This window comes from bacterium (assembly GCA_031082185.1).
Lineage (GTDB): Bacteria > Sysuimicrobiota > Sysuimicrobiia > Sysuimicrobiales > Humicultoraceae > VGFA01.
In genome coordinates this window covers 81,214-105,289 of sequence record JAVHLI010000009.1, presented here as the reverse complement: position 1 = coordinate 105,289, position 24,076 = coordinate 81,214, and the positions used below count along the sequence as shown (strand labels likewise).

The 24,076-nt window shown below is 68.3% G+C and carries 25 protein-coding genes; all 25 read right to left on the bottom strand.

Annotated features, from left to right (window positions below):
* Positions 1 to 3: 3 nt before the first annotated feature.
* On the bottom strand, positions 4 to 1,317 hold the full coding sequence (gene purD, locus RDU83_09765; protein MDQ7841299.1) for a phosphoribosylamine--glycine ligase: 1,314 nt from the start codon (positions 1,315 to 1,317) through the stop codon (positions 4 to 6).
* A gap of 98 nt (positions 1,318 to 1,415) precedes the next feature.
* Positions 1,416 to 2,354: a dihydrodipicolinate synthase family protein gene (locus tag RDU83_09760; GenBank protein MDQ7841298.1), complete on the bottom strand. Its 939-nt coding sequence runs from the start codon at positions 2,352 to 2,354 to the stop codon at positions 1,416 to 1,418.
* Entirely contained in the window at positions 2,341 to 3,360 is a 1,020-nt protein-coding gene (locus tag RDU83_09755; protein MDQ7841297.1) for an LLM class flavin-dependent oxidoreductase, read from the bottom strand. Before RDU83_09755 ends, RDU83_09760 begins: the two co-directional genes overlap by 14 nt.
* A gap of 218 nt (positions 3,361 to 3,578) precedes the next feature.
* Positions 3,579 to 5,192 carry a chaperonin GroEL gene (gene groL, locus RDU83_09750; GenBank protein ID MDQ7841296.1) on the bottom strand — a complete coding sequence of 538 codons (1,614 nt, stop codon included), beginning with the start codon at positions 5,190 to 5,192 and terminating at the stop codon, positions 3,579 to 3,581.
* 12 nt (positions 5,193 to 5,204) lie between these two features.
* Positions 5,205 to 5,525 (bottom strand): co-chaperone GroES, encoded by a 321-nt coding sequence (gene groES / locus RDU83_09745; protein ID MDQ7841295.1) that lies wholly within the window; start codon positions 5,523 to 5,525, stop codon positions 5,205 to 5,207.
* Positions 5,526 to 5,660: 135 nt separating this feature from the next.
* Positions 5,661 to 6,662: a tRNA (adenosine(37)-N6)-threonylcarbamoyltransferase complex transferase subunit TsaD gene (gene tsaD / locus RDU83_09740; GenBank protein MDQ7841294.1), complete on the bottom strand. Its 1,002-nt coding sequence runs from the start codon at positions 6,660 to 6,662 to the stop codon at positions 5,661 to 5,663.
* 20 nt (positions 6,663 to 6,682) lie between these two features.
* Positions 6,683 to 7,198: a ribosomal protein S18-alanine N-acetyltransferase gene (gene rimI / locus RDU83_09735; GenBank protein ID MDQ7841293.1), complete on the bottom strand. Its 516-nt coding sequence runs from the start codon at positions 7,196 to 7,198 to the stop codon at positions 6,683 to 6,685.
* Positions 7,199 to 7,939, bottom strand: a complete 741-nt coding sequence (gene tsaB, locus RDU83_09730; protein ID MDQ7841292.1) for a tRNA (adenosine(37)-N6)-threonylcarbamoyltransferase complex dimerization subunit type 1 TsaB — start codon at positions 7,937 to 7,939, stop codon at positions 7,199 to 7,201.
* A 5-nt stretch (positions 7,940 to 7,944) separates the two neighbouring features.
* Positions 7,945 to 8,406 carry a tRNA (adenosine(37)-N6)-threonylcarbamoyltransferase complex ATPase subunit type 1 TsaE gene (gene tsaE, locus RDU83_09725; GenBank protein ID MDQ7841291.1) on the bottom strand — a complete coding sequence of 154 codons (462 nt, stop codon included), beginning with the start codon at positions 8,404 to 8,406 and terminating at the stop codon, positions 7,945 to 7,947.
* 31 nt (positions 8,407 to 8,437) lie between these two features.
* Entirely contained in the window at positions 8,438 to 9,793 is a 1,356-nt protein-coding gene (locus RDU83_09720) for a nodulation protein NfeD (protein MDQ7841290.1), read from the bottom strand.
* On the bottom strand, positions 9,790 to 10,488 hold the full coding sequence (locus tag RDU83_09715) for a gamma-glutamyl-gamma-aminobutyrate hydrolase family protein (protein ID MDQ7841289.1): 699 nt from the start codon (positions 10,486 to 10,488) through the stop codon (positions 9,790 to 9,792). The genes RDU83_09720 and RDU83_09715 overlap by 4 nt, the downstream gene beginning before the upstream one ends.
* A complete protein-coding gene (locus tag RDU83_09710; GenBank protein MDQ7841288.1) occupies positions 10,478 to 11,164 on the bottom strand; it encodes a hypothetical protein in 687 nt (228 codons plus the stop codon). The genes RDU83_09715 and RDU83_09710 overlap by 11 nt, the downstream gene beginning before the upstream one ends.
* Before the next feature lie 54 nt (positions 11,165 to 11,218).
* Complete coding sequence (locus RDU83_09705) at positions 11,219 to 12,211, bottom strand: D-cysteine desulfhydrase family protein (GenBank protein MDQ7841287.1); 993 nt, start codon at positions 12,209 to 12,211, stop codon at positions 11,219 to 11,221.
* 21 nt (positions 12,212 to 12,232) lie between these two features.
* Complete coding sequence (gene pxpB, locus RDU83_09700; GenBank protein MDQ7841286.1) at positions 12,233 to 13,882, bottom strand: 5-oxoprolinase subunit PxpB; 1,650 nt, start codon at positions 13,880 to 13,882, stop codon at positions 12,233 to 12,235.
* Positions 13,879 to 14,694 (bottom strand): prephenate dehydratase, encoded by an 816-nt coding sequence (gene pheA / locus RDU83_09695; GenBank protein MDQ7841285.1) that lies wholly within the window; start codon positions 14,692 to 14,694, stop codon positions 13,879 to 13,881. Before pheA ends, pxpB begins: the two co-directional genes overlap by 4 nt.
* Positions 14,691 to 15,845: an alanine racemase gene (gene alr / locus RDU83_09690; protein ID MDQ7841284.1), complete on the bottom strand. Its 1,155-nt coding sequence runs from the start codon at positions 15,843 to 15,845 to the stop codon at positions 14,691 to 14,693. Before alr ends, pheA begins: the two co-directional genes overlap by 4 nt.
* On the bottom strand, positions 15,845 to 17,428 hold the full coding sequence (locus tag RDU83_09685) for an NAD(P)H-hydrate dehydratase (GenBank protein MDQ7841283.1): 1,584 nt from the start codon (positions 17,426 to 17,428) through the stop codon (positions 15,845 to 15,847). Before RDU83_09685 ends, alr begins: the two co-directional genes overlap by 1 nt.
* Positions 17,429 to 17,748: 320 nt before the next feature.
* The gene (gene acpS / locus RDU83_09680; protein ID MDQ7841282.1) at positions 17,749 to 18,129 is read right to left on the bottom strand and encodes a holo-ACP synthase; all 381 of its coding nucleotides are present in this window, start codon (positions 18,127 to 18,129) and stop codon (positions 17,749 to 17,751) included.
* Positions 18,126 to 18,302, bottom strand: a complete 177-nt coding sequence (locus RDU83_09675; GenBank protein MDQ7841281.1) for a Trm112 family protein — start codon at positions 18,300 to 18,302, stop codon at positions 18,126 to 18,128. The genes acpS and RDU83_09675 overlap by 4 nt, the downstream gene beginning before the upstream one ends.
* 48 nt (positions 18,303 to 18,350) lie before the next feature.
* Positions 18,351 to 20,198, bottom strand: a complete 1,848-nt coding sequence (glmS, locus tag RDU83_09670; GenBank protein MDQ7841280.1) for a glutamine--fructose-6-phosphate transaminase (isomerizing) — start codon at positions 20,196 to 20,198, stop codon at positions 18,351 to 18,353.
* A 29-nt stretch (positions 20,199 to 20,227) separates the two neighbouring features.
* Positions 20,228 to 21,004 (bottom strand): WecB/TagA/CpsF family glycosyltransferase, encoded by a 777-nt coding sequence (locus RDU83_09665; protein MDQ7841279.1) that lies wholly within the window; start codon positions 21,002 to 21,004, stop codon positions 20,228 to 20,230.
* Positions 21,001 to 22,347: a phosphoglucosamine mutase gene (glmM, locus tag RDU83_09660; protein ID MDQ7841278.1), complete on the bottom strand. Its 1,347-nt coding sequence runs from the start codon at positions 22,345 to 22,347 to the stop codon at positions 21,001 to 21,003. The genes RDU83_09665 and glmM overlap by 4 nt, the downstream gene beginning before the upstream one ends.
* Positions 22,348 to 22,353: 6 nt before the next feature.
* Entirely contained in the window at positions 22,354 to 22,755 is a 402-nt protein-coding gene (locus RDU83_09655; protein ID MDQ7841277.1) for a hypothetical protein, read from the bottom strand.
* Positions 22,752 to 23,558, bottom strand: a complete 807-nt coding sequence (gene cdaA / locus RDU83_09650; protein ID MDQ7841276.1) for a diadenylate cyclase CdaA — start codon at positions 23,556 to 23,558, stop codon at positions 22,752 to 22,754. The genes RDU83_09655 and cdaA overlap by 4 nt, the downstream gene beginning before the upstream one ends.
* A 128-nt stretch (positions 23,559 to 23,686) precedes the next feature.
* Positions 23,687 to 24,061 carry a 30S ribosomal protein S9 gene (rpsI, locus tag RDU83_09645; GenBank protein ID MDQ7841275.1) on the bottom strand — a complete coding sequence of 125 codons (375 nt, stop codon included), beginning with the start codon at positions 24,059 to 24,061 and terminating at the stop codon, positions 23,687 to 23,689.
* Positions 24,062 to 24,076: the final 15 nt, after the last annotated feature.

Genomic DNA, 24,076 nt, shown 5'->3' with positions numbered 1-24,076 from the left:
ACTCTACCTCCTGCCCGCGGGCACGACGGCGCTTCGGGCCTGGGCTGCGGCTTCCAACCTGGCGCCTATGTCCCGCCGGTAGTGCATCCCATCGAACCGTATCCAGTCGGTGGCGCGGTAGGCGCGTGCACGCGCCTCACGCAGCGTCCCGCCCTGCCCGACCACCGTCAGAACGCGGCCGCCGCCGGTTGCAACGATTCCATCTCGGAAGCTCGTGCCGCTGTGAAAGACGAGAGCCTCTTCGGCGGCCCGTTCGAGGCCGGAGATGGGAACTCCGGTCTCATACCGCTCAGGGTAACCGCGGGACGCCATCACGACCCCGACCGCCGCGCCGCGCGTTTCCGAGAGGCCGCCGGAAACCAACCGGCCTTCCCGCAGCGAGGCGAACGCCTCCGGCAGCGCGGTCCCCAGGAGCGGCAGGATCACCTGTGCCTCCGGATCTCCCAGCCGGCAGTTGAACTCCAGCACCCTGGGACCGTGGCGGGTCAGCATCAGCCCAGCGAAGAGGATGCCGCGATACGGGCGGCCTTCCGCGCACATCGCGCGCGCGGTGGGTTCGATGATCTCGGACAGGACGCGCTGGCGCAACTCCCGGTCCAGAGGAACCGGCGCAGCCGCGCCCATACCTCCTGTGTTGGGCCCCTGGTCGCCGTCGTACGCGCGTTTGTGATCCTGCGCCGCCGGTAGCAGCGCAACGGCCTCGCCGTCCACCAGGGCGAAGATGCTTACCTCGTCGCCCTCCAGACGTTCTTCTATGACGATCTGCCGGCCGGCGTCGCCAAAGGCACGATCCACCAGCATCGTCTCCACGGCGCTCCGGGCCTGAGCGAAATCGTCGCAGACGATGACGCCCTTGCCCGCGGCCAAACCGTCGGCCTTCACAACCACCTGGCCGGGAAAGTCCTCAAGATACCTGAGCGCGGAAAACGGATCGTCAAACGAGGCGTGTTCCGCGGTTGGAATCCCATGGCGCTGCATGAGGTCCTTGGCGAATACCTTGCTGCCTTCCAGCGCAGCAGCCGGCGCGGTCGGGCCAATGATGTTGAGGCCGCGCGTCTCGAAGAGGTCCACTATGCCCGCAACAAGCGGCGCCTCAGGACCGACTATCGTCAGGTCAATCTCGAGCGATGAAGCAGCGTCCGCGAGCGATGCCAGGTCGGTGACGGAGATCGGCAGGCAGGTGGCGAGTCCGGAGATACCCGGGTTTCCTGGAGCGCAATAGAGGACGGCGTCAGGGTAATGCCGACGCAGGTGCCAGGCGAGCGCGTGTTCTCGCCCTCCACCTCCAATAACGAACATTCGCAACAGGTTTGGCATCTAATGTTCGGGTTTTCGACCTGCTATCGGTGCTATTTGAGGCTTCCCGCCCAAACGCTACCACAAATATCGCACAATGGCAAGCGGGATGGGCGGTTTCATCCAGCACGGCCGGGCTCCAACAGCCCCGCGCGCTCCAGGGCCAGCCGGATCCGCCCGCGTTCGTCGTCGCCCACGGGAAGAAGCGGAGGCCGCACCGCGGCGCTGCCGATCACGCCGAGCATGCGCAGCGCCTCCTTGGTCCGAACGCGGTAGTTGGGAACCGGCGGGGCAAAGATCGCGTCGGCCAGCGGCTGCACTATGCCGGAAAGCCGAAACGCCTCGTCCCAGTCGCGGCGGCGGGCGGCCTCGATCATCTCCACCTGCATCTGCACGGCCAGCGTCCCAAAGCCGATCAGCGCGCCCTCGGCGCCCAGCACGAACGAGTGGCAGATGAAGTTGTCGTTGCCGGTCAGGAGCGTGATCCGCCGCTGCGCCTGGTCCAGGATCGAGCGCATCTGAACGAACTTCATGGCATCGAAGGAGGCCTCCTTGATCGCCACGACGGTATCAATCTCCAACAGGCGCGCCATCGCCTCGGCCGTGAACTCCACACCACCGAGGGCGGGCTGCAGTTGGAACAGGATCATGGGTAGATCCACGGCACGGGCGATGGCCCGGTGGTACTCGTACGGGATCTCCGGATAGAGAGGGCGGCCGAAGAAGGCCGGGATGGGAAAGACCAACAGGGCGTCCGCTCCCGCGGCCTTCGCATCGCGCGCCTGCGCAACGGCCTCCTCGGTATACGGGCCGCCGATCCCTGCAATAACCAGCGTGCGGCCCGCCACCGCCGCCACCGCGGCCTCGAGCACCGCCCGCTTCTCGCCCCGCGACAGGTGCGGGCCCTCGCCGGTATCGGCGTTGATGGCCAGTCCCACCGGTCCCTGGCGGACCACCCAGTCGAGGTAATGCGTCAGGGTTTCCAGATCGGGCCGGGCGTCGCCCGCCATGGGCAGGACCGTGGCCGGAATCAGACCGTTGAGGTTAGGTGTCATCATGAGCCACCTCCAGATCGCCGGTCGCGAAGGCCGGCATCACTTCCTTCGCCAGAAGTCTCAGTTCGTTCATGATGTGCTCGTGAGGCATGCCCGGGAAATACGTCCGGAAGATCAGGTGGTCCACGCCAAAGGTCTCCCGGAACCGCTCGATCTGCCGCACCACCTGGTCGGGCGTCCCGATGAGGAATCGGTCGCGGCCCAGGTCATCCAGTCTGTCCACCGGGGTTCCGTCCTCCCGACCGATCAGCGGGTGCGACCAGTCCTTGCCGTACTCGTCGCGGTAGTTGACGAGCAGGTGGCGTTCGGCCAGCTCGCGCGCCCGCGCTTCGGTCTCCGCGATGACCAGCTCGCGGGTAAGGGGCGTGGGAACCCCGCCCGGATCGCGCCCGAACTTGACCAAGTGGCGCCGGTAGGTGGCCTGGGCGTCGAGCAGCTTCTCGAGGCGGGCCGTGGGTCCTGGAATCCAGGCATCGCCCAGTTCAGCCGCGCGTCGCAGAGAAAGATCCCCCCACCCTCCTATCCAGATCGGCACCGGGCGAAGGGGCCGCGGTTCGATCCGCGCGTCCGAGACAGCATAGTGCCGGCCGGTGAAGGTCACAGACTCTTCCGTCCAGAGGCGCTGCATCAGCCGGATCGCCTCGGACAGTCGGGCTCCACGGTTCTCCAACTGCGCTCCGTATAGGGCGAACTCCTGCGGGCGGTAACCGATCGCCACGCCGAAGATTGCGCGGCCGCCCGAGATGATGTCCAACATGGCCACGTCCTCAGCGGCACGCACCGGGTGGTAGAAAGGCAGGACCGCGATGTTGGTCCCCAGCAGAATCCTTGAAGTCCGCGTCGCAAAACCGGCCAGGACTACCAAAGGTGAAGGCCAGTAGTGGTTGGTGACGCCGTGGTGCTCCTCCATCCACGCCGAATGGAAGCCCAGCTCCTCGCCCAGCAGTACCTCGCGCAGCGCCTGCGCGAAGAAGTGGCCGCCTTCGGTCGGAATGAACCCGAATCTCATGATTGGCTCCTTGGACGCACTCGTGGTGGTTGTGCGGTCGAACGGCGAACGATGGTACAGGCGGTGTCCCCTGCTGCCCGGGATTCGTCTCGCGGAAAGCGCTTTCCTCCAACGCGCCGGCCGGCCTTGTCCGCCAAGCAAGAAGGGGAAGCCGCTGGCTCCCCCTCTTGTGTAACTCTTGCCGAAATTCCGTGCGGCCGGAGGCCGCGCAGAGATGCCTACATCATCGGCATCTGCGGCGCCGCGGGCCCCTGCTTCTCCTCCTCCGGCTTCTCCACAACCATGGCCTCGGTGGTCAGCAGCAGCCCGGAGATGCTGGCCGCGTTCTGCAGCGCGGAGCGCACCACCTTGGCGGGATCCACGATGCCTGCCTTGAACATGTCCACGAACTCGTTGCTCATGACATCGTAGCCCCAATCCGGCTTCTGTTCCCTGAGGTGCTCTACGATGATGGACCCCTCCTGCCCGGCGTTGATGGCGAGCTGCCGCGCGGGCTCGGTCAGAGCACGGGCTACGATCGAGGCGCCGACCTTCTCGTCGCCTTTCAGCCCCAACGACTTGATGGCCTTGCTGGCCACCACCAGCGCGGCGCCGCCGCCGGCCACGATGCCTTCCTCGACGGCCGAGCGCGTCGCGCGCAGAGCGTCCTCGGTGCGGGTCTTGCGGTACTTCAACTCCGCCTCGCTGGGCGCCCCGACCTTAACCACTGCCACGCCTCCGGCCAGCTTGCCGAGCCGCTCCTGCAGCTTCTCACGGTCGTAGTCGGACTCGGTTTCCTCGATCTGCTTGCGCAGCTGCTGTACGCGCTTCTGAATCTGCTTCTTCTCGCCTGCGCCCTTGATGATGATCGTCTCATCCTTGCGGATCTTCACCTGCCCGGCGCGGCCCAGGTGGATCATCTCGGTGTTCTCCAGTTTGAGGCCCACCTCTTCGCTGATGACCTGACCGCCTGTGAGAATCGCGATGTCCTCGAGGATCGCCTTGCGCCGCTCGCCGAATGCGGGGGCCTTGACGGCAACCGCCTGCAGCGTTCCTCGGAGTTTGTTGACTACCAAGGTGGCCAGTGCCTCGCCTTCGAGGTCCTCGGTGATGAGCAGCAACGGCCGGCCCAACTGCACGACCCGCTCCAGGACCGGCAGCAGGTCCTTGATCGCGCTGATCTTCTTGTCGGTCAGCAGGATGACCGCGTCGTCGAGAACCGCCTCCATCTTCTCGGGGTCGGTGATGAAGTACGGCGAGATGTAGCCCTTGTCGAACATCATCCCCTCGACGACCTCTACGGTCGTCTCGATCCCCTTGGACTCCTCGACGGTGATGACCCCGTCCTTGCCGACCTTGTCCATCGCGTCACCGATGAGCTGGCCGATTAGGGCGTCGTTGGCGGCAATGCTGGCGACCTGCTCGATCGCCTCTTTGGTCTCTACCGGCCTGGCCGCCTTGTGAATCTCGGCGACTACCGCGGCGACCGCCTTGTCAATGCCCCGCTTGAGCGCCATGGGGTTGGAGCCGGCGGAGACCATCTTGAGTCCGGCGCGCATGATCGCCTGAGCAAGGATGGTAGCCGTTGTCGTGCCGTCGCCGGCCACGTCCTCGGTCTTGGTGGCCACCTCTCGCACGAGCTGCGCCCCCGCGTTCTCGAAGGGGTCCTCCAGCTCGATCTCCTTGGCCACCGTTACGCCGTCGTGCGTGATGGTGGGCGAGCCGAACTTCTTCTCGAGCACCACGTTGCGCCCCTTGGGGCCCAGCGTGATCTTCACGGCCTCGGCCAGCTTGTTGACCCCGCGCTCCATCGCGCGCCGGGCATCCTCGTTGTAAGCCAGAATCTTCGGCATCGTTGGTCTCCCTTATCCCTTGGCCTTGGTCTTGACCGAAAACTTCTCGACGATGGCCAGCACGTCGCTGGCGCGGAGGATCAGCAGGTCACCGTCGTCGGTCTTGACCTCGGTACCCGCGTACTTGGCGTACAGCACCCGATCGCCCGGCTTCACATCCAGGGGGATGCGCTTCTTGCCGTCCTCATCCCACTCGCCCGGTCCCACGGCGATTACCTCGCCGTGCTGCGGCTTCTCCTTGGCGGTATCCGGCAGGACGATGCCTCCCTTTGTCCGCTCCTCCTCTTCCAGGGGCTTCACGACCACGCGGTCGCCCAGTGGCTTGAGCTTCATCGTTTGCGTCCCTCCTTGCGGGGTGTTTGTGGATTTGGCACTCTAGGTAGCCGAGTGCTAACCACCCTCTATCTTATTCCGAAGGACCGCCGCGGGCAAGACCCTGGGGAAAGATCGTTCCGCAGCGCCGGGAGGTCAGCCCTGCAGGGGCAGGTCCGCGGCCGCGCCCAGGTCCCAGGAGTCCCGCTCCCCTCGGGCCAGGCGGGAGGCGCCGCAGGCCGCAACCATGGCCGCGTTGTCGGTGCAGAGTTCCATCCGCGGGATGAGCAGGGGAATGCCGAGACGGCCGGATTCGTCCTCCAGGCGCGCGCGCAGCACCGAGTTGGCCGCCACGCCACCCGCCAGCAACAGGGCCCGCGGCCGGTGCTCGCGGGCTGCGCGCGCCGTCTTGGTCGCCAGCGCCTCGGCAACGACGCGCTGAAGAGATGCCGCGAGGCCGGCGATGAACGCCGGGGAGGGCGACGGTTCTGCCGCCAGCGCCCGGAGCGCGGCGGTCTTCACGCCGCTGAAGCTGAAGTCAAGACCGCCGCCGAGAAACGGTACGGGTAGCGGCACGGCCGAAGCATCGCCGGTGCGGCCCAGCCGGTCCAGGGCAGGACCCCCGGGATAGCCCAGACCCATGGCGCGCGCCACCTTGTCAAATGCCTCGCCGGCGGCATCGTCGCGCGTCCGTCCCAGCATCACATAGCGGTGGTGACCCTCTATCAGCACCAAATCCGTGTGGGCGCCCGAAACGATAAGCGCCAGGGAGGGCACTGGCAGCGGACCCCGGTCCAACACGTTGGCGAACAAGTGCGCTTCCAGGTGGTTGACGCCCACGAGCGGCAACCCGTGCACATAGGCGAAGGACTTGGCAGCGGCCACGCCGACCGCCAGCGCTCCGAGCAGGCCCGGTCCGCGCGTAACGGCTATGCCGCCGAGGTCGGACCAGCACACTCCGGCCTGCTCCAGCGCCAGGTCCACAACCGGGAGAATCCGCTCGAGGTGCCTGCGCGAGGCCAATTCCGGAACGACCCCGCCATACATCCGGTGGAGATCCTCCTGTGAGGCGATGACGTTGCTCTGGATCCGCACACCGCCGGCGACTACAGCCGCGGCGGTCTCGTCGCAGGAGGTCTCGATACCCAGCACCAGCACGGCGACCGGAACGGTATCCCCTACTCCCCCAGGCTGAGCCGCAGCGCATCGAGCCGGGCCTGCGCTTCGGGATCCCTGAGGTTGCCGGTCCACATCACAACCGCGTCTTCTCCGTTGTCGCTGTAGTACCGCCGGCGCAGGGCTACGTCGCGGAGGCCGAACTTGCGGTACAGCGCGAGGGCATCCACGTTCGACGGCCGGACCTCCAGCGTCAGCCAGCGCGCCCCGCGCGCCAGGGCCGCTTCAACGAGGGCCAGCAGCAGCCGGCTGCCGATGCCCTCACGGCGGCGGTGAGGGTCCACGGCCAGCGTTGTTATGTGCGCTTCATCAAAGATCATCCACATGCCGGCGAAACCCACGACCGAACCCATCTCGTCTCTGGCCACCACGTAGAAAGCGGACTTGTTGTGCTGCAGCTCGGAGCGATAGGCGTCCTTGGGCCACGGTAGCGCGAACGCGTCCTGCTCGATCGCGCACACGCGCGGCAGGTCTGCCAGCACCATGGGTTCGACGCGCACCCGCGTTATCTGCTTCATTTACGCGTCACCTTTCTCGACCACGGAAGACCGTTCCTCCCACGCCCGCGCCTCGGGCCCGCGCGCGTAGATCGGCACCAACTGCATGGGGTCGTGGCGCTCCCCACGCAGTAGCCGCGCCCGGCCGATCGCCCCGAGCACCGATGCACGGGGCCACCGGCGATCGGGCGAATCCTGGGAGGCCCACGGATGAAGGGCCTCCAGGATCGCCGGCGCGTGTAGCCGGAGCCCATCGCCCGCCACAACGATGGGCTCGTCAATCGGGGGCAACAGGTCGCGGATCGCGCTCGGAGCCACCAGCAGGTCGGGGGTCAACCTCACGAGATCCGCGGACCCTGTCCCGCACCGGTAGAGCGCCGCGGCCACCTCGCCGCGCCGGGCATCGGCGACGGACAGCACCAGGCCGGCAGAACTGGAGCCCGCGTCCGCAACGGCGCCCGCGGCGATCACATCGAGTGTCGGGACCCCGACCAGCGGGCGGCCGGTTGCATGGGCCCAGGCCGCGGCGGTGGCCACGCCGATGCGCAGCCCGACGAAGCCGCCCGGTCCCAGCGACACGGACAGCGCGTCCACGTCCCCGGACCCCATGTGGGCATCGCCCAGGACCGCGGTAACTGCGCCCAGCAGCCACTCGAGGTGGGCACCGGGCACGTCCGCCGACCGCTCGGAGATGGTCCCCTGTGGGCCCACGACCGCCACGCTCCCGCGCGGCGTACTGACCTCGATGGCGAGCACGCGCATCGCGCTCACTTCTCCGCCGCGAAGGCGACTCGGTCTGCCATCCCAATGGGCGCGCTCAGGACGAACGTGCGGTAGGTGTCGGATTCACCGAAGGCGCACTCAATCCAAAGGTGATCCGCCGGCAGGATCCACGGAGCACGGTCGGCCCATTCCACGATGACGATGCCGTCCCCGTCCATCAGATCCTCCAGGCCCAGGTGAACCAGATCGCCGGGGTGCTCCAGGCGGTAGAGATCGGCGTGGTAGACGCGCACCGGACCGGCGTACTCGCGGATTACCACAAAGGAGGGGCTGGCCATGTGCCCGGTCGCCCCGGCGCCGAGCGCCAGGCCTCGGGCCAACACGGTCTTGCCGGACCCCAGCGGGCCCACCAGCGCCACCGTATCCCCCGGGCGCAGCTGCGCGCCGATGCGTCGCCCCAGGGACTCGGTGGCCTCGGGTGAGGAGGTCTCGACGGCTACGCGCATGGAACCAGGGTATGCCGGAGCAGGCGCGGCGTTATCCCGGAGGATCGGGCTCGGGCTTGACGCGCACGCGCAGGCCGTCCAGCTCGACCACGCGCACCCGCCGGCCGTCCTCAATGGGACCCGCGACGGACACTGCGCTCCACATCTCGCCCTGCACGTGTACCTGGCCCTCGGGATCCAACCGCGACCGGGCTACGCCTATCGCATTGACCAGGCTCTCCTGGCCGCTGCGCGGCTTGGCCCGCTGCGCGCGGATCCCCGCGCCCACGGCGAACAGGAAGAACGCGGCCAGCAGCGCGGCGATGGTCAGAATCAGCCGCAGCGAGATCTGCAGGAACGGCGCCTGATGCTCGGTGAGCAGAACTGCGCCGATGATGAAGGCGATGACGCCGCCGGCGGTCAGCACGCCGTGCCCCGGCACCTTGAGGTCGGCGATGAAGAGCAGCATGGCGAACGCGATCAGCGCCAGACCGGCGACGTTCACCTGCACGATGGCGAACGAGGCCAATCCCAGGATCAGCGCGATGCCTCCGACCACCCCGGGCAGTATTGCCCCGGGGTTGTAGAGCTCGACCATGATGCCCAAAATCCCGATGTTCATGAGGATGAATCCCACGTTGGGGTCGCTGAGCGTGGACAGGAACCTCTCGGTCAGGTCCATCCTGTGATCCACTATCCGCGCCCCTGCGGTGCGCAGCTTCTTCGGACCGAGGTCGGTCTCGACGGTCCGACCGTCGAGCTTGCGCAGCAGGTCGTGTATGTCTGAAGCCACCAGATCCACTACCCGCTCCGCTACGGCCTCCTCATCGGTGATGGAAACCGCCTGCCGTACCGCCTTCTCTGCCCATTCGGCGTTGCGGCCCCGGCGCCGGGCCATGGCGCGCAGGTTGGCCACCGCATCGTTGGTGACCTTCGCCATCATGGCCTTGTCCGGTTCCTTACCCTCGCCGGTCCCGACGGCCACCGGGGTTGCGGCGCCGATGTGGGTGGCCGGGGCCATGGCCGCGACGTGCGCCGCGTAGGTGATGAACACCCCCGCTGAAGCCGCCCGCGCGCCGTGGGGCGCTATGTAGACGACCACCGGCACCCTGGCGTTCAGGATGGACTTGGTGATCTCGTCCATGGAGCGCATGAGACCGCCTGGGGTGTCCATCTGAACAACCAGAGCCTCGACGCGCGCAGGGTCGGCATCGCGCACGACGCGCAGGATAAACCGCGCCGTGGCCGGTCCGATAACGCCGTCCACGGTGATGCGGTGCACCTCGGTGCCGCCCTCAACCGCTACGGGCGGCGCGACCTTCACGGGCGAGGCGTCCGCAGTCACGAACGCCGCCAGAATCGCAGCGAGCAGGACAATTACGGTCAACCGCGGGCGCGGGCGCCTCATGAGCGACGGGCCTCCTCCACCAGATGCGTGAAGAGCTTCAGGTGAACCGGGTGGTGTCGCACAAGACGCTCAGGATGCCACTGGATGACCATCACCCACCGGTGCCTTTGACTCTCCAAGCTCTCTATCGTGCCGTCGAGGGCGCGGGAGGTGATCGCGAACCCGGGCGCGGCTTCCGCGACCGCCTGGTGGTGATAGGAGTTCACGGGCAGGGGACCCGCGCCCAGGATCGCGGCCAGACGGTTCCCAGGCTCCACGATAACCTCGTGAGATGTCTCCCAGTAATCCCCGCCGCTCTGGTAGTGCGTTGAGGAAGGAATCCCTGCCAGGGAGAGATCCTGCCACAGCGTGCCACCGGCTGCCACGTTCATAACCTGTGCGCCCCGGCAGATGCAGAGCACCGGCAGATCGGCCCGAAGCGCGGCGTGCGCCAGGTCCAGCTCCATCAGATCGCGCGCCTCATCGATCTTCACCGTCTCCGCCACAGGAGCGGCGATCTCCTGTCCGTAGTGCCTCGGATGCACATCCTCGCCGCCGGAGAGCAGAAGCCCGTCGAACGCCCGGGGAAGCGGATCGCCGGGGCCGACCACGCTGGGATCCCCGCCGGCGAGACGGACCGCGTCCACGTACCGATGGGGCACGCTCCCCTGCTTCGCCGTTATCAGTATAAGGGGTAACCTGCTCTCAGGGTGCATAGGCCGGCTGCTGCCCTCCTCCGTACCCCGGCCCCGCGCCTTCGCCCTGACTGCTGATCGTCAGTGACTGCGCGTCCAGCCGAACCGAACGGATCTTGAAGGTCACCGGCCAGAGACGCTGGTGCATTACCGGATTCAACTGCCGTTCGAGGTCGCGGATGGCGGCCGAGGGCACCGGCAGCGCGCCGGCGTGGAGCGTGTCGAAGTAGAAGAAGATCTCCGTGGTGCCGGACACCGCAAAGAACCCCTTCATGCGCAGCCTCGTCGGCTGGCCGCGTAACAGCACCGTCCCGGAGCCCAGCAGATAGCCGTCCTCTGCCCTGAGTCGTATGTCGTCGAAGGCGTTGCCGGCATTGAAGTAGTCCTGAAGGCTGCGCAGCAGCACCCTGACTTGAAGGGCGCTGTCGCGGACGTCCAGGACCTTCAGCGTGCCGGAGCGGAGCGCGGCAGGCTCGAGGCTTACGCCGACCAGCCGGATCATCGCTTCATCAACGCGCAGGCCCTCGTTCAACAAGAGGCGCCGGCCGACCGCGGTGATGCGGGCGTACCCTCCATCGTACAGGTCGGGAATCGCCTCAATCCGCATCTCCTCCGCGGACTGGAGAAAGGCGCCAAACGCGCGGCGAAGCAGCGCCTCGTCCGCAACTGCCGGCAGCGCCGCAAGCGCAGCGGTCACGAACGCCACGGCGAGGACAACGGGTGCGGCCCGGCCGGACAGCGGAGTTTCCCCCTATCCCTCGGCGAGCCACCCGGCGTACGCGAAGAGCGCTGGCTGGCCGCCGGTGTGCCAGAACACAATAGTCTGGTCCGGCCCGAACTGCCCGCGCCGGACCATGTCAACAAGCCCTGCCATGGCCTTGCCCGTGTAGACCGGGTCCAGCAGTATCCCCTCGGTCCTGGCCACCAGGCGGATCGCGTCGAGGCCCGCGGGTGTGGGTACCGCGTACCGCTCGCCCACGTATTCGTCCGTGACCACGATGTCGTCTGGGTGAGGCCTCCAGTCGAGGCGCAGGAGCTTGACCAGTTCCTCGGCCAGGCCGCGGACACGGTTTGTTACGACCTCTCGTGTCGGCCCGACGCTGATGCCCTGCACGCGTATCCCGGACTGCGTGACCTTCATCGCGGTGTAGAGTCCGGCCTGTGTACCGCCCGAGCCGCTGGCGTGCACGATGGCATCGGCGCGGATCCCCCGGCCGTTGAGCTGCTCCAGCAGCTCGAGCCCGGCGTTGGCAAACGCCGCCGCGCCCAGCGGGGTCGAGCCCCCAAGTGGAATGATGTAGGGAGTGCGTCCCTGCCTACGAAGGTCACGCGCGATGTCTTCCACCACTCCCATGAGGACGTAGTTGTCATCGGTGTTGATGATGCGTACGTCCGCCCCGAGGATCACATCAAGCAGCAGGTTGCCCTGCCGCTCCGGCGGCTCCTCGCCGCTCAGCACGACGATTGCGTCCAGCCCCAGGCGGCGTGCTGCGGCCGCGATGGCCCGGGCGTGGTTCGACTGCACCGCGCCCACGGTGATCACCACGTCGCAGCCGCGGTCCACCGCCTCGCCCATCAGGTACTCGGCCTTTCGGGCCTTGTTTCCGCCGAACGCCAGCCCGGTGATGTCATCGCGCTTGAACAGGATGCGCGGTCCCCCCAGGTAGGCCGAGAGCGACGGCGCTTCCTCCAGTGGCGTGGGTAGTGAGGTCAGCTTGATGCGTGGCAGGCGTCCTAGCTGCACTGGGTCCCCCTTTCTATCTCGCTATCGCGTGCGGCACGCCACCCCTGCGTGCTCTCTGATCACGGCGTGAGCCGCCTCAACCGCAACGGCCTCGAAGCGAAGCTCGGTTCCCGGCCCGGCCTGAGCGAGGCGGCACAGATCGGGTTCAATCACCCAAGCTATCTTCGGATAACCGCCCGTCGTCGGGCCGTCGGCGAGGATCACCAGCGGCCGGCCGTCTGCCGGAACCTGGACGGCGCCGGGAAGAAGACCATCGGACATTATCTCGGCGCCGGCCCGGTGTCCCAGGATCGAACCTGCCAGCCGCGTTCCGCTGCGGTCGCGCTGCGCGGTGGCCGTGTACGCCCGGCCCAGGAAGGCCGCCTGCGCCTCGGCCGTGAAGGCACCGGACTGGGGACCGAGAACCACCCGGACCGGACCATTCCTTGTTGTCAAGGGATCGCCGGGCCGTCGGGCCCTGCGCCGGGCGTTGCATGTTTCTCCCAGCCCGAGAACATCTCCTGCCCTGAGCGCGCGTCCCAGCGGAGCGCCCGGACCACCCCGGGCGTAGGCAGAACGGCTGCCCAACAGCGGCGGCACCTCCACTCCGCCGGCCACCCCCAGGTAGAGCCACTGGCCCTGCCGCGGCGGTTCGAACTCGAGCAGATCGCTGGGACGCACACGAACCGGCTCCCCCGGGTCAAGCGCGGTCCGGTTGACCAGGGCGGTGAGGTCGGCACCGGCGACGGCGATCTCGGCCTCGGAGAGAACGCGCAGCCTCGGGCCGGGAAACGTCAACTCAAGAGCCGCGGCTCCCGGCAGGTTGCCCAGCACGCCGTTGACCGCGTCCAGCGCCGGGAGATCCAGCGCCCCGGACGAGGGAACTCCAAACCTCCGCCACCCCATCCTGCCGCGGTCCTGCACGGTCGTCATCAGCCCGCTCTCCAGCACCTCGAAGACCGGTCGGCCGGAGGGGCTGATGGGCGTCACGCCGCTGGATTTCGCGTCCGGTGCGGTCGCCTCCCATGCTGCGGAACCGTTGGGAACCGGCACGAACCGCACCCGGTCGCCCGGCTGCAGCAGGCACGGCTGAGCCCTGCTGGGATCGAACAGGCGCAGCAGGGTACGACCCAGGAGGTGCCAGCCGCCCGCGGTATCATGGGGGTAGATGCCGCTGAACGCGTCGGCGACGGCCACGCTGCCGGCAGGCACGCGGATACGGGGTGTCGGGCGGCGCGGCATGCGCAGTTGCGGCGCCAGGAGCCCCAGATATGGAAAGCCGGGGGCGAACCCGAGCATGTAGACCAAGTAGTCCGTCCCACTGTGCAGCTCGATGGCCTCGGACTGCCTGACCCCGCAGGCCAGCGCAACCGCCTCCAGGTCCGGCCCTGCGGTGCCGCCGTAGATGACCGGGATCTCCACCAGGGCCCCTTCCGTGGCAGGCACCGGCTGCGCCGCCCGGGCAGCGGCTTCGGCGCGCCCGGCGATCTCGTCAAAGGAGACCGCCGACGGATCGTATACCACCAGCACCGACCGGAGCCCTGGGACCGTCTCCACCACGCCGGGCAGATCTCCCAGGAGGCGGTGGGCGCAGTGGACCCGTGCGATCACATCCGGCGGGAGCTCAGGGGCAAACTCCACAAGGAGCCCGCGGTCTCCGGCAGGCGCCACGCGAGGCCAGGCGGCGCTCAACCCTCTGCCCTTGGGTAGGATCCCAGCACGCGGAGGAACGCGGACACGCGGGCCAGGTCGTCCAGCGCGGCGCGGCCCTCGGGCGAATCACGGTGCGTCTCGATGTCCACGTAGAATAGGTACTCCCATGGGCGGTCACGCCGCGGACGCGATTCGAGTTTCGTCAGGTTGATGCCGCGCTCGGCAAACGCCCCGAGCGCACGATAGAGCGCGCCGGGCACATTGGCCGTGGAGAACACGACCGATGTCTTGGCGCGGCCGACAGGAGGCGTGGGCGTGAGAGAGAGCGCCAGGAACCTAGTGTAGTTGAGGGGGCTGGTCTCGATGCCCTCGGCCAGCACCTCCAGACCGTAGATCTCGGCCGCGTGCCGGCCGGCGATCGCGGCCACACCGGTGCGGCGATCCACGGCCACGAGCTGCGCGCTCCCCGCCGTGTCATAGGTGGCCACGGTCTCCCACCCACCGCGAGCCAGGAACGCGTCGCACTGAGCCAGCGCCTGCGGGTGCGAGAGCACGGTGCGAATCGAGTCCAGCGTCTCGCCTGGCAGGGCCAGCAGGCAGTGCTCTATACGCTGGTTGTGCTCGCCCACTATGTGCAGGGGATGACGCACCAGCAGATCGTAGGTGTCGTTGATGCTGCCTGCCTGGGAGTTCTCGACAGGCACCATTCCCCGAACCGCGGTGCCGCGCTCCACCGCGTCGAAAACCGCGGCGAGCGTCCGGCAGGGCAGGGGTTCCAGCGGTCCGAAATGGGCGATTGCCGCCGCCTCGCTGTAGGCGCCGCGCTCCCCTTGGAACGCCACGCGCATCATCCTGCCTCCATACCGGCCACCGCCACCGGCCGCCCATTGCGTAGGTAGACGCGCGGCACGCGGCGGCTCACGCGGCAGAACAGCTCGTGGGGGATCGTGCCCGCGGCCGCGGAAACCTCGTCCACCGGCAGCCCCGGGCCGAAAACGATGACCTCGTCGCCCTCCCGGACCGGCGCGCCGCCCGCGTCCAGCATCGTGTAGTCCATGCACACGCGGCCGGCCACCGGCAGGCGGCGGCCACCCACGAGCATTTGACCTACGTTGCCCAGCAGCCGGGGGTAGCCGTCGGCGTAGCCCAGCCCAACCGTGGCGATCGTGGTGGTACCAGGGGTTCGATAATTACCGCAGTAGGACACCGGGGTCCCCTCAGGAACGCGCCGCGTGCGGGTCACGCGCGAAGAGAGCGTCATGACGGGTCGTAGCTCGGGAGCGGTCAGGTGCGGGGCAGGCGCAATGCCATAGAGGGAGATGCCGATGCGCACCATGTCCAGATGGGCCTCTGGATAGGCGAAGGTGGCGGCGCTGGCCGCGGCGTGCGCGATCGCCAGAGGGAACCGCTCCCGGACGAGCGCAACCGCCCGCTCAAAGGCGGCGAGCTGTGCTTGGGTCGGCGCGGGGTCGGGCGCATTGGCACAGGCCATGTGCGTGAGAATGCCTTCCACCTCCACCTTCGAGGAATCCACGCGGTTGAGCAGGCCGGCCAGTTCCTCCACGGTGACGCCCATCCGGGTCATGCCGGTGTCCACCTTGATGTGAACGCGGAACCTGGCCTTCCCGGCGAGCGACTGCACGGCCTCCAACGCGGGGATCGTGCCCACCGTCAGCCTGCACTCAGAGTCCGCGAAGCGCGGCAGCCAGCCGGATGAGACCGGTCCGAGGATCAGGATGCGTGCGCGCACGCCGGCGGCGAGCAGCTCGGCCGCTTCGCCGGGAGTCATCACACCCACCCAGGACGCACCGGATGAGAGCGCGGCCTCGGCGACCGGGACGAGCCCGTGGCCGTATGCGTCCGCCTTGACCACCGCCATGAACGCGGTCTTCCCCGGGAGCAGAGAGCGGATTGCGCGCACGTTGTGCGCCACGGCGTCCAGGTCCACCGTGACCCACGTTCGCGACCGTGCCCGGGACAGGGCAGAGTCGAGCTCGTCCATCAGCCGGCCAATCCCAGCCGGGTAACCACCTCGGTTACCGACCCTGAACGGACGGCTGCCAGAGAGCCGGGCAGTTCGTCCGCCACCTCGCGCGCCATCACTCCCACAGGACCTCGGGAGGCCGCGGCCCGGTCCCCGGCCAGGCCATGCAGGTACGACCCTGCCCAGGCCGCGGCAGCGGCCGGAAGACCTTGACCCACCAGCGCGGCGATTACCCCGCAGAGCACATCGCCCATGCCCCCTGCGGCCATGGACGGATTGCCGGTCGGAATCACGAACGCGGCCCCGGTGGGATCGGCGACGACGGTGCGGGCCCCCTTCAGGACAACCACTGCCCGGAACCGTCCGGCTGCCGCGCGCGCCGCCTGCAGCCGGTGTCGCTGGATCTCGTCCACGGTGCACTGCAGCAACCGCGCCAGCTCGCCGGGATGCGGTGTCAGGATGCGCGCGGCCCTGCCGGCGGGCAGCTCCCCGGGGAGACCCGCCAGGATGGTCAGGGCGTCGGCATCCAGGACCAACGGAAGAGGACATTCCGCGATCAGGCGTTGCACAACGGCCGCCGGCCCGGGGAGTCGCGAGATGCCCGGCCCGCACGCCACGACATCGGCCGAACCCGCCAGGTCCATGACCTGGCCGGCGGCCTCGGCTGCCAGCGCGCCGTCGCAGTCGGTAAGCGGCAGCGGCATCCCCTCGATGATCGCCGGGCCCACAATCGGGTAGATCGCGCCGGGCACGCCCAGCGTCACCAGCCCGGCGCCTGCCCGCAGCGCCCCGAGCACCGTCAGGACCGCGGCGCCGCTGTGCCCGATAGAGCCGGCAACCACCAGGACCCGCCCGGCGTCGCCCTTGTGCGCGTCGAGGCGGCGCAGGGGAATCGCCGCATCCACCATGCCGCGGGTGACCAGGGCGGTTAGGATCCCGGGATCGTTGATCAGGCGCTGCGGGTGACCTACGTCGGCCACCCAGATGCGTCCGGCGTGGACGGCGCCCGGGACAAGAACGAGCCCTGCCTTGGGGAGTCCCATCGTCACGGTTGCGGTGGCGCGCACGGCGTGGCCGTCCACGGCGCCGGTGTCACCGTTCACTCCGGAAGGGATGTCTATTGCCAGAACCGGCCGGCCGCAGGCGTTGATAGCCTCGATCGTCTTGGCGGCGAGGCCGATCGCCGGGCCGCGAAACCCGGTCCCGAAAAGACCGTCGATAATCAAGTCCGCACCTGCGAGCACCGCCCGCAGGCCGGGCATCGCGGTGCTGTCGAGGTTGGTGATCTCCACACCGGAGCGGCGCGCGACCTGGAGGTTCACCGCGGCGTCGCCGCTGACCTCGGCATCACGGGCGAGCAGCACCACAAGGATCCGCCACCCGGCCGCCTGCAGGACTCTGGCGGCGACCAGCCCGTCACCACCGTTGTTGCCTTTCCCCGCGACCACGACGGCCCGCTCGCCGCCGCGTCCTGCCAGCCGCGCGGCCGCCTGGGCCACGGCGCGGCCCGCCGCCTCCATGAGGAGCAGAGTCGGCACACCGAACTCCTCGGCCGCCCGTCGGTCGAGCGCGGCCATCTCTTCGCTCGTTGGTAGTCTCAAGCGTCGCCTCCGGCTATACCGCTGCGTGGTTTCTTGCCGCTGCCGCCGGTTTCCTCTCGGATCTTGTCCACATTATCCACAGCCCGGGAACGGCCGTTGGGGATTGACGGACCTGGATGCCGGTGGTAGATTCCCGGCTAGAGGAGCGCAAGCCCAACGGCAAAGTAGCCGAGTCAAACGTCGCGCACGTGGACTCAGAAAGCCGGACGGTCTTCTCAGGAGGTAACTCCCGAGAATAGCCTACCGAGCGGTACGAACCGGCGACGCGACTGAAGACGGTGAAAAGTCGGAAGAAGCGAGCGCTCCTCTTCTATTTCCCCTCAGTTACCCAGCGCCACCGCGCTGGCCACGGCGTGGTCGTGCGTGTGGGAGAGCGTGACCAACACGCTGACCACGCCCTGCTGGTCGGCAATACGCTGTGCGCCGCCGTGCAGGCACACAAGCGGCCGTCCTTGATCGTCGTTTAGGATCTCTATCTCGCGCCACGCCATCCCCCGCCGGCCGACGCCGAGGGCCTTCATCACCGCCTCCTTGGCCGCGAAGCGCGCGGCCAGCCGCGGCCCGCGGACCAGCAGGGGCCGCGCGCGTTCTATCTCCGCCGTAGTGTAGATGCGACAGACGAACGCTTCACCCCAGCGGGCAACCGCGCGCTCGATTCGATCCACCTCGACCATGTCGGTCCCGAGTCCGAGCACCCTCACCCCGGCAGCTCCGCCTCGTCGGCCAGCATGATGGGGATCTCCGCGCCCTCAATCTGCCGGATCGGATACCGGCGCCCACAGGCGGTGCAGACGATGCGATCGCCGTCGCGCACTACAGCAGCGTGATCCACCGGACACGCCAGTACCTGCAGGAACTCCTGGTCAATCGCCATCTTCGCACCCCCACGGGGGGACCGGTTCGGCCCGGCACCCCTTCCTCCCTACTCGACCGTCACGCTCTTTGCCAGGTTCCTTGGCTGGTCAACGTCGTGGCCGCGCAGCACGGCCACGTGGTAGGCAAACAACTGGAGCGGAATGATCGCCAGCGCCGGCGCCAGTATCTCATCTACGGAAGGGATGCGCAGCACGGTGTCGGCGTACCGGCCTATCTCCTGGTCGTCGTCGAAGGCGACGGCGATCACCTCCGCGCCGCGGGCACGCACCTCCTGGATGTTCGAGACCGTCTTCTCGAACACCGCGCGCTGCGTCACGAGCGCGAAGACCGGGGTCTGTGATGTGACCAGCGCCAACGTGCCGTGCTTGAGCTCGCCTGCGGCCAGCGCTTCGCTGTGCAGGTAAGAGATCTCCTTGAGCTTGAGCGAACCCTCCATGGCCACCGCGTAGTCGAGCCCCCTGCCGATGAAGAACGCGTGCTCGGCCCCAGCGAGGCGTTGGGCCAGGGCTTCAATCTGGGTTGTGTTGGAAAGGATCTCCTGCGCCAGCACCGGAAGATGGCGCAGCCCGGCGATCAGCGCCGACGCCCGCGCGGGCGAGAGCGTCCCCCGGCGGACGCCCAGGTCAACGACCAGCATCTGCAGCGCCGCCAGCATTGTGGTGTAGGCCTTCGTGGACGCAACCGCGATTTCCGGCCCGGCGCGGACGAAAAGCACGTCGTCGGCTTCGCGTGCCAGGGTGCTGCCCACCACGTTGGTTACCGCCAGCACGCGGCTGCCGCGGGCGCGCGCCTCGCGCGACGCCGCCAGCGTGTCGGCCGTCTCCCCGGACTGGCTGATGGCCACGGCCAGCGTGGTTCCCTCGATCAGCGGATCGCGGTAGCGCAGTTCAGATGCCAGGTCCGCCTCAACCGGCACCCGGGCCAGGTGTTCGATCGTCCACCGGCCCACAAGCCCGGCGTGAAAGGCGGTGCCGCAGGCAACGATCCAGATCTTGTCCAGGCGCTCGACGAAGCCCTCGGGAAACGACACCCCATCCAGCTCGACCCGGTCGTCAAGGTCCAGCCGGCCCATGACCGTCTCGTGTAGGGCGCGCGGTTGCTCGTAGATCTCCTTGAGCATGAAGTGCGCGAACCCGCCCTTCTCGGCCATCGTCGCGTCCCAGGTTATGCGCTGAACCGGGCGTGCTACAGTCCGTCCCTCCAGGTCGGAGATCGCCATACCATCCGACCTGATAACGGCCAGCTCGCCGTCTCCGATCACGACCACGTCGCGCGTGTACGGGAGCAGGGCCGGGATGTCAGAGGCCAGCAGCATCTCGCCGTCCCCGACACCAATGATGAGCGGGCTGACCATCCGGACAGCCACGATGTGATCGGGATGGTCGGCGCTCAATACGACGACCGCGTAGGCCCCCCTCGCCTGGTGCAAAGCCTCCCTGACGGCGGCTTCCAGCCGGTCCGGCCGGTCGGCCGCCAGATGCGCATGCGCGGACTCGATCAGGTGTGCGAGCACCTCGGTATCGGTGTCCGACCGGAACCGGTGTCCCTCCGCCTCCAGCCGCTCCTTGAGAGGCAGGTAGTTCTCGATGATGCCGTTGTGGATAACAACGTGCCGCCCGGTGCAGTCGCCGTGGGGGTGAGCGTTGGCATGGCTTGGGATACCGTGGGTCGCCCAGCGCGTGTGGCCGATGCCGACGCGGCCGGCGGGTGGATCGGCCTCCAGCGCCGCCTCGAGCACGCCGAGCTTGCCGGCGGCCTTGCGCACTGCGATGCGGCCGCCGTCAAGCAGGGCCACGCCGGCGGAGTCGTATCCCCGGTACTCCAGCCGCCGCAGCCCGTCCAACAGGATCGGCAACGCCGGATGCGGTCCAACATAGCCCATGATGCCACACATAGCCTGCCTCCAAATAGGCGGCCTTTGCCTCAGATGTGCGGATCCCGTGCGCGCCGCCATCGTTCGCGAATCGCCATCAAGAACAACGGCGGTATCGTGCGCACGACGCTCCACCTCCGCGGCTCGCGCAGAGTTCTGTAAAGCCATTCTAGACCGACCCGCTGCATCCACCGGGGTGCGCGCGGCACCCGCCCGGCCAGCACATCGAAGGAGCCCCCCACCCCGATCGAAACCGGAACGCTCAAATCCGCGCTGTGGAGCTGCATCCAGCGCTCCTGCCGCGGCGCGCCCAGCGCCACCAGCAGGAGATCTGGACGCGCCTGCCGGATCTGCGAGCGCACCGCCTCTTCCTCCTGGTAATCGAAGAACCCGTGGTGAGTCCCGACGATCTGCAACGCCGGATGGTGCCGTCGCAACGCCACGGCAGCGGCCTCAGCCACGCCCGGCGCGCCCCCTAGCAGGAAGACACGGTGCCCGGCGGCGGCGGCGCCGGCGCAGAGGGCAAGCGCCAGGTCAATCCCTGCCAGGCGCCCGGAAAGCGGCACTCCCAGAATCCGTGCCGCAAGAATCACCCCGATCCCGTCCGCGGTAACAAGCGCGGCGCCGTTTACCAGCGCACGGAGCGCCGGATCGCGGGCCGCCTGCACCAGCAGCGAGCCGTTGAGCGTCACCACGTAGCCCGGTTGGCGCGAGGCGATGCGATCGCGCGCCCACCGCAGCGCCGCTTCCAACCCCACGTCGTGCGCCTGGGTCCCAAACAGATCCCGCCGTGAAGCCGCGATGTCTACGAGAACCGGAACCGTCACGACGGCACGCCGAGCCGGCCGGCAATAACCGCCGCGACCTCTTCTGCAACTGCACGGGCTTCCTCGTGACTGGCGGCCTCGACCATGACACGGACCAGGGGCTCAGTACCCGACGGCCTCACCAGGATACGGCCGCGCGAAGCGAGCCTGGCCTCGGCCGCAGCCACGGCCTCCTCCACCTCCGGCGCGTCAATCAAGCCGTTGCGCGCGCGCACGCGCACGTTCACCAGCACTTGGGGAAGACGCGGGATCCCCGCCCGCAGCTCGGAGAGCCGGCGCCCGGTCGCGGACATCACATTGGTCAGCGCGATCGCGGTCACCAGGCCATCCCCGGTTGTGGCCTGATCAAGGAAGATCAGGTGCCCGCTCTGCTCGCCCCCAAGGGTGGCGCCGGTCTCCACCATGCGCTCCAACACATAGCGGTCGCCCACCGGGGCCCGCTCCAGCCGGATCCCCTCCTGCGCCAGGCGTTGCTCCAGGCCCAGGTTGCTCATCACGGTGGCCACCACGATCCCGCCGGCCAGAGTGCCCAGGCGGTGGCGGTCCAGCGCGCAGATACCCATCAGCGCGTCCCCGTCCACGTCTTCGCCCAGTTCGTCCACCGCCAGCACACGGTCGGCGTCGCCGTCGTGCGCGAACCCAACGTCGGCGCCGCAAGCCAGCACGGCCTGCCTCAACGGACCCAGATCTGTGGAGCCACATGCGACGTTGATCCGGGAACCGTCGGGCTCGCCGTGGAGGATCACTACGTCGGCGCCCAGCATCTCCCACAATCGCGGTGCCACGCGCACCGCGGCCCCAAAGGCGCAGTCCACCACGATCTTCATCCCGTCCAGCCCGCCGGTGGAGAGGTCGGCCAGGTGACGCATGTAGCGGTCCACGCCGTCCGGGATCGCCCCGATCGTTCCCATGGCGGTGCCGGTCGGGCGGGGCAGGTCGTCGCGGTCGAGAAGGGCTTCGATGGCGGCCTCGCGCGCGTCCGGCAGCTTGAAACCGTCACCGCCAAAGAGCTTGATGCCGTTGTCCTCAACCGGGTTGTGCGATGCGGAGATAACCACGCCACACGCGGCGCCCAGGTCGCGGGTCAGGTAGGCCACCGCCGGCGTGGTCAGAATGCCGCCCAGTCCAACGTGAACGCCCACGGAGCAGAGCCCGGCTGCGAGGGCGGCTTCCAGCATCGGGCCGGATAGGCGGGTGTCGCGGCCCAGGACGAACGTTGCGTCCGCCCCACCCAACTCGGCGCCGGCCGCACGGCCCACGCGGAACGCCAGTTCCGGAGTGAGATCGGCGTTGGCAACCCCGCGGATCCCGTCCGTTCCAAAGAGCCGCCGCAACTGTGCCATGCCTTTCTAGGGCCGCGCGATCGTGACCATCACGACCGGAGGAGACGCCTGAGCCAGGGTGACCCCGGGTGGCACCGGCACATTGATCGTCACGCGGTACATCCCGGGGTCCATGGCACCCACAGGCGCGATCGCGCGCACGTCGGAGGGCTTCACCGACAGCACGGCAGGGGTCGGTCCGCGGATCTCCAGGTCCACGGTTCGCGGTTGCGCCGTTGCCACAAGATCGGGAGGCAGCTCCGTGAAGGTCACCTCCACGTTGCGGACGACCAGCGAGGCCACCATTGCAGGCTCGGGCCTGGGGCCCTGCGCGCTTCCCACGTAGTGCCACATCGCGGTCGCGATCGCCAGCGACAGCAGCAGCAGCCGCGTGCGCTCGGAAAGCAGGGCGGCGAGGCGGGCTTTCACGAGTCCGCCTGGGTCCGGCGCCAAGGCCACAGGGCCGGCCCGCGCGGCCCACCATGGGCCAGCAATCCCAGGAGCGTCACCTTCAACTCCTCTTCGGACAGAGGGGGACTCAAAGCGCCGGAGCGCGCCAACGAGATCAAGCCGGTCTCTTCGGAAACGACCACCGCCACGGCATCGGTGACCTCGCTGATCCCCACAGCCGCGCGGTGCCTGGTACCCATGGTCCGACTGAGGAGCGGGCTCTCGCTGAGGGGGAGCAGGCAGCCGGCCGCCATCAGCCGGTTACCGCGGATCACGACGGCCCCGTCGTGTAGCGGCGTGTTGTGAAAGAACGTCGTGATCAACAACTGCACCGACGCCAGCCCGTCAATCTTGATTCCCGACTCGATGACGTCGTTGAGACCCGTGCGCCTCTCCAGTACGATCAGCGCGCCCGTCTTGCGGCTCGCCAGAACGCGGCACGCCCTCGCCACGTCGTTCACGAGCCGGATCGTCTCCTCGCGTCCCAACCCCGGGCCCAGCCCCGAAACGAACACCCCGCCGCGGCCGAGCTGCTCCAGCATGCGCCGCAACTCCGGTTGGAAGATCACGAGAACGGCGATCGGGATGACCACGCCCAGGTAGGAAAGCACCCACTGCAGCGTGTTCAGCTTGAGGAGCCTGCTGGCGGTGTAGACCACGAAGAGCACCGCCAGCCCGGTCGAGAGCTGCACCGCCCGCGTCCCGCGCACGAGCCAAAGGACCTGATAGATCAGCGCCGTCACGATGGCGATGTCCAGCAGGTCCAGGGCTCGTATCGGCATTGGTGGCGACTCGCGGCGCTCTCTATATAGTCAGTACCATCAGGGCTTTCTGTGCAGAACCGCCACGCCCGCGGGCCGGGGGCCGAAGCCCACCGCCGGCACCGGTGGTCGTGGCGGCCTTGACGTCTCTAGCGCTTGCTGTACTGACCGGCCTTGCGCGCGCGCTTGAGTCCGTACTTCTTGCGTTCCTTCTCGCGCGGGTCCCGCGTCAGGAACCCTCCCTGACGCATCGCCGGGCGCAGCGTCTCGTCCGCCTTCAGCAGTGCCCGTGCTATGCCGTGGCGTACCGCCCCGGCCTGCCCGGAGAAACCGCCACCGGCCACGCTCACGATCACGTCGAAACGGTCCTCGGCCTTTGCCGACAGCAGCGGCTGGCGGACCATCACCTGCAGCGGGGAGGTCGGGAAGTAGGCGTTCAGCTCCTTGCCGTTGATCGTGACCTTGCCTGCGCCGGGGATCAGGCGCACCCGTGCGACCGCCGTCTTCCGGCTGCCTGACGTCATCGCGACTACCTGCAC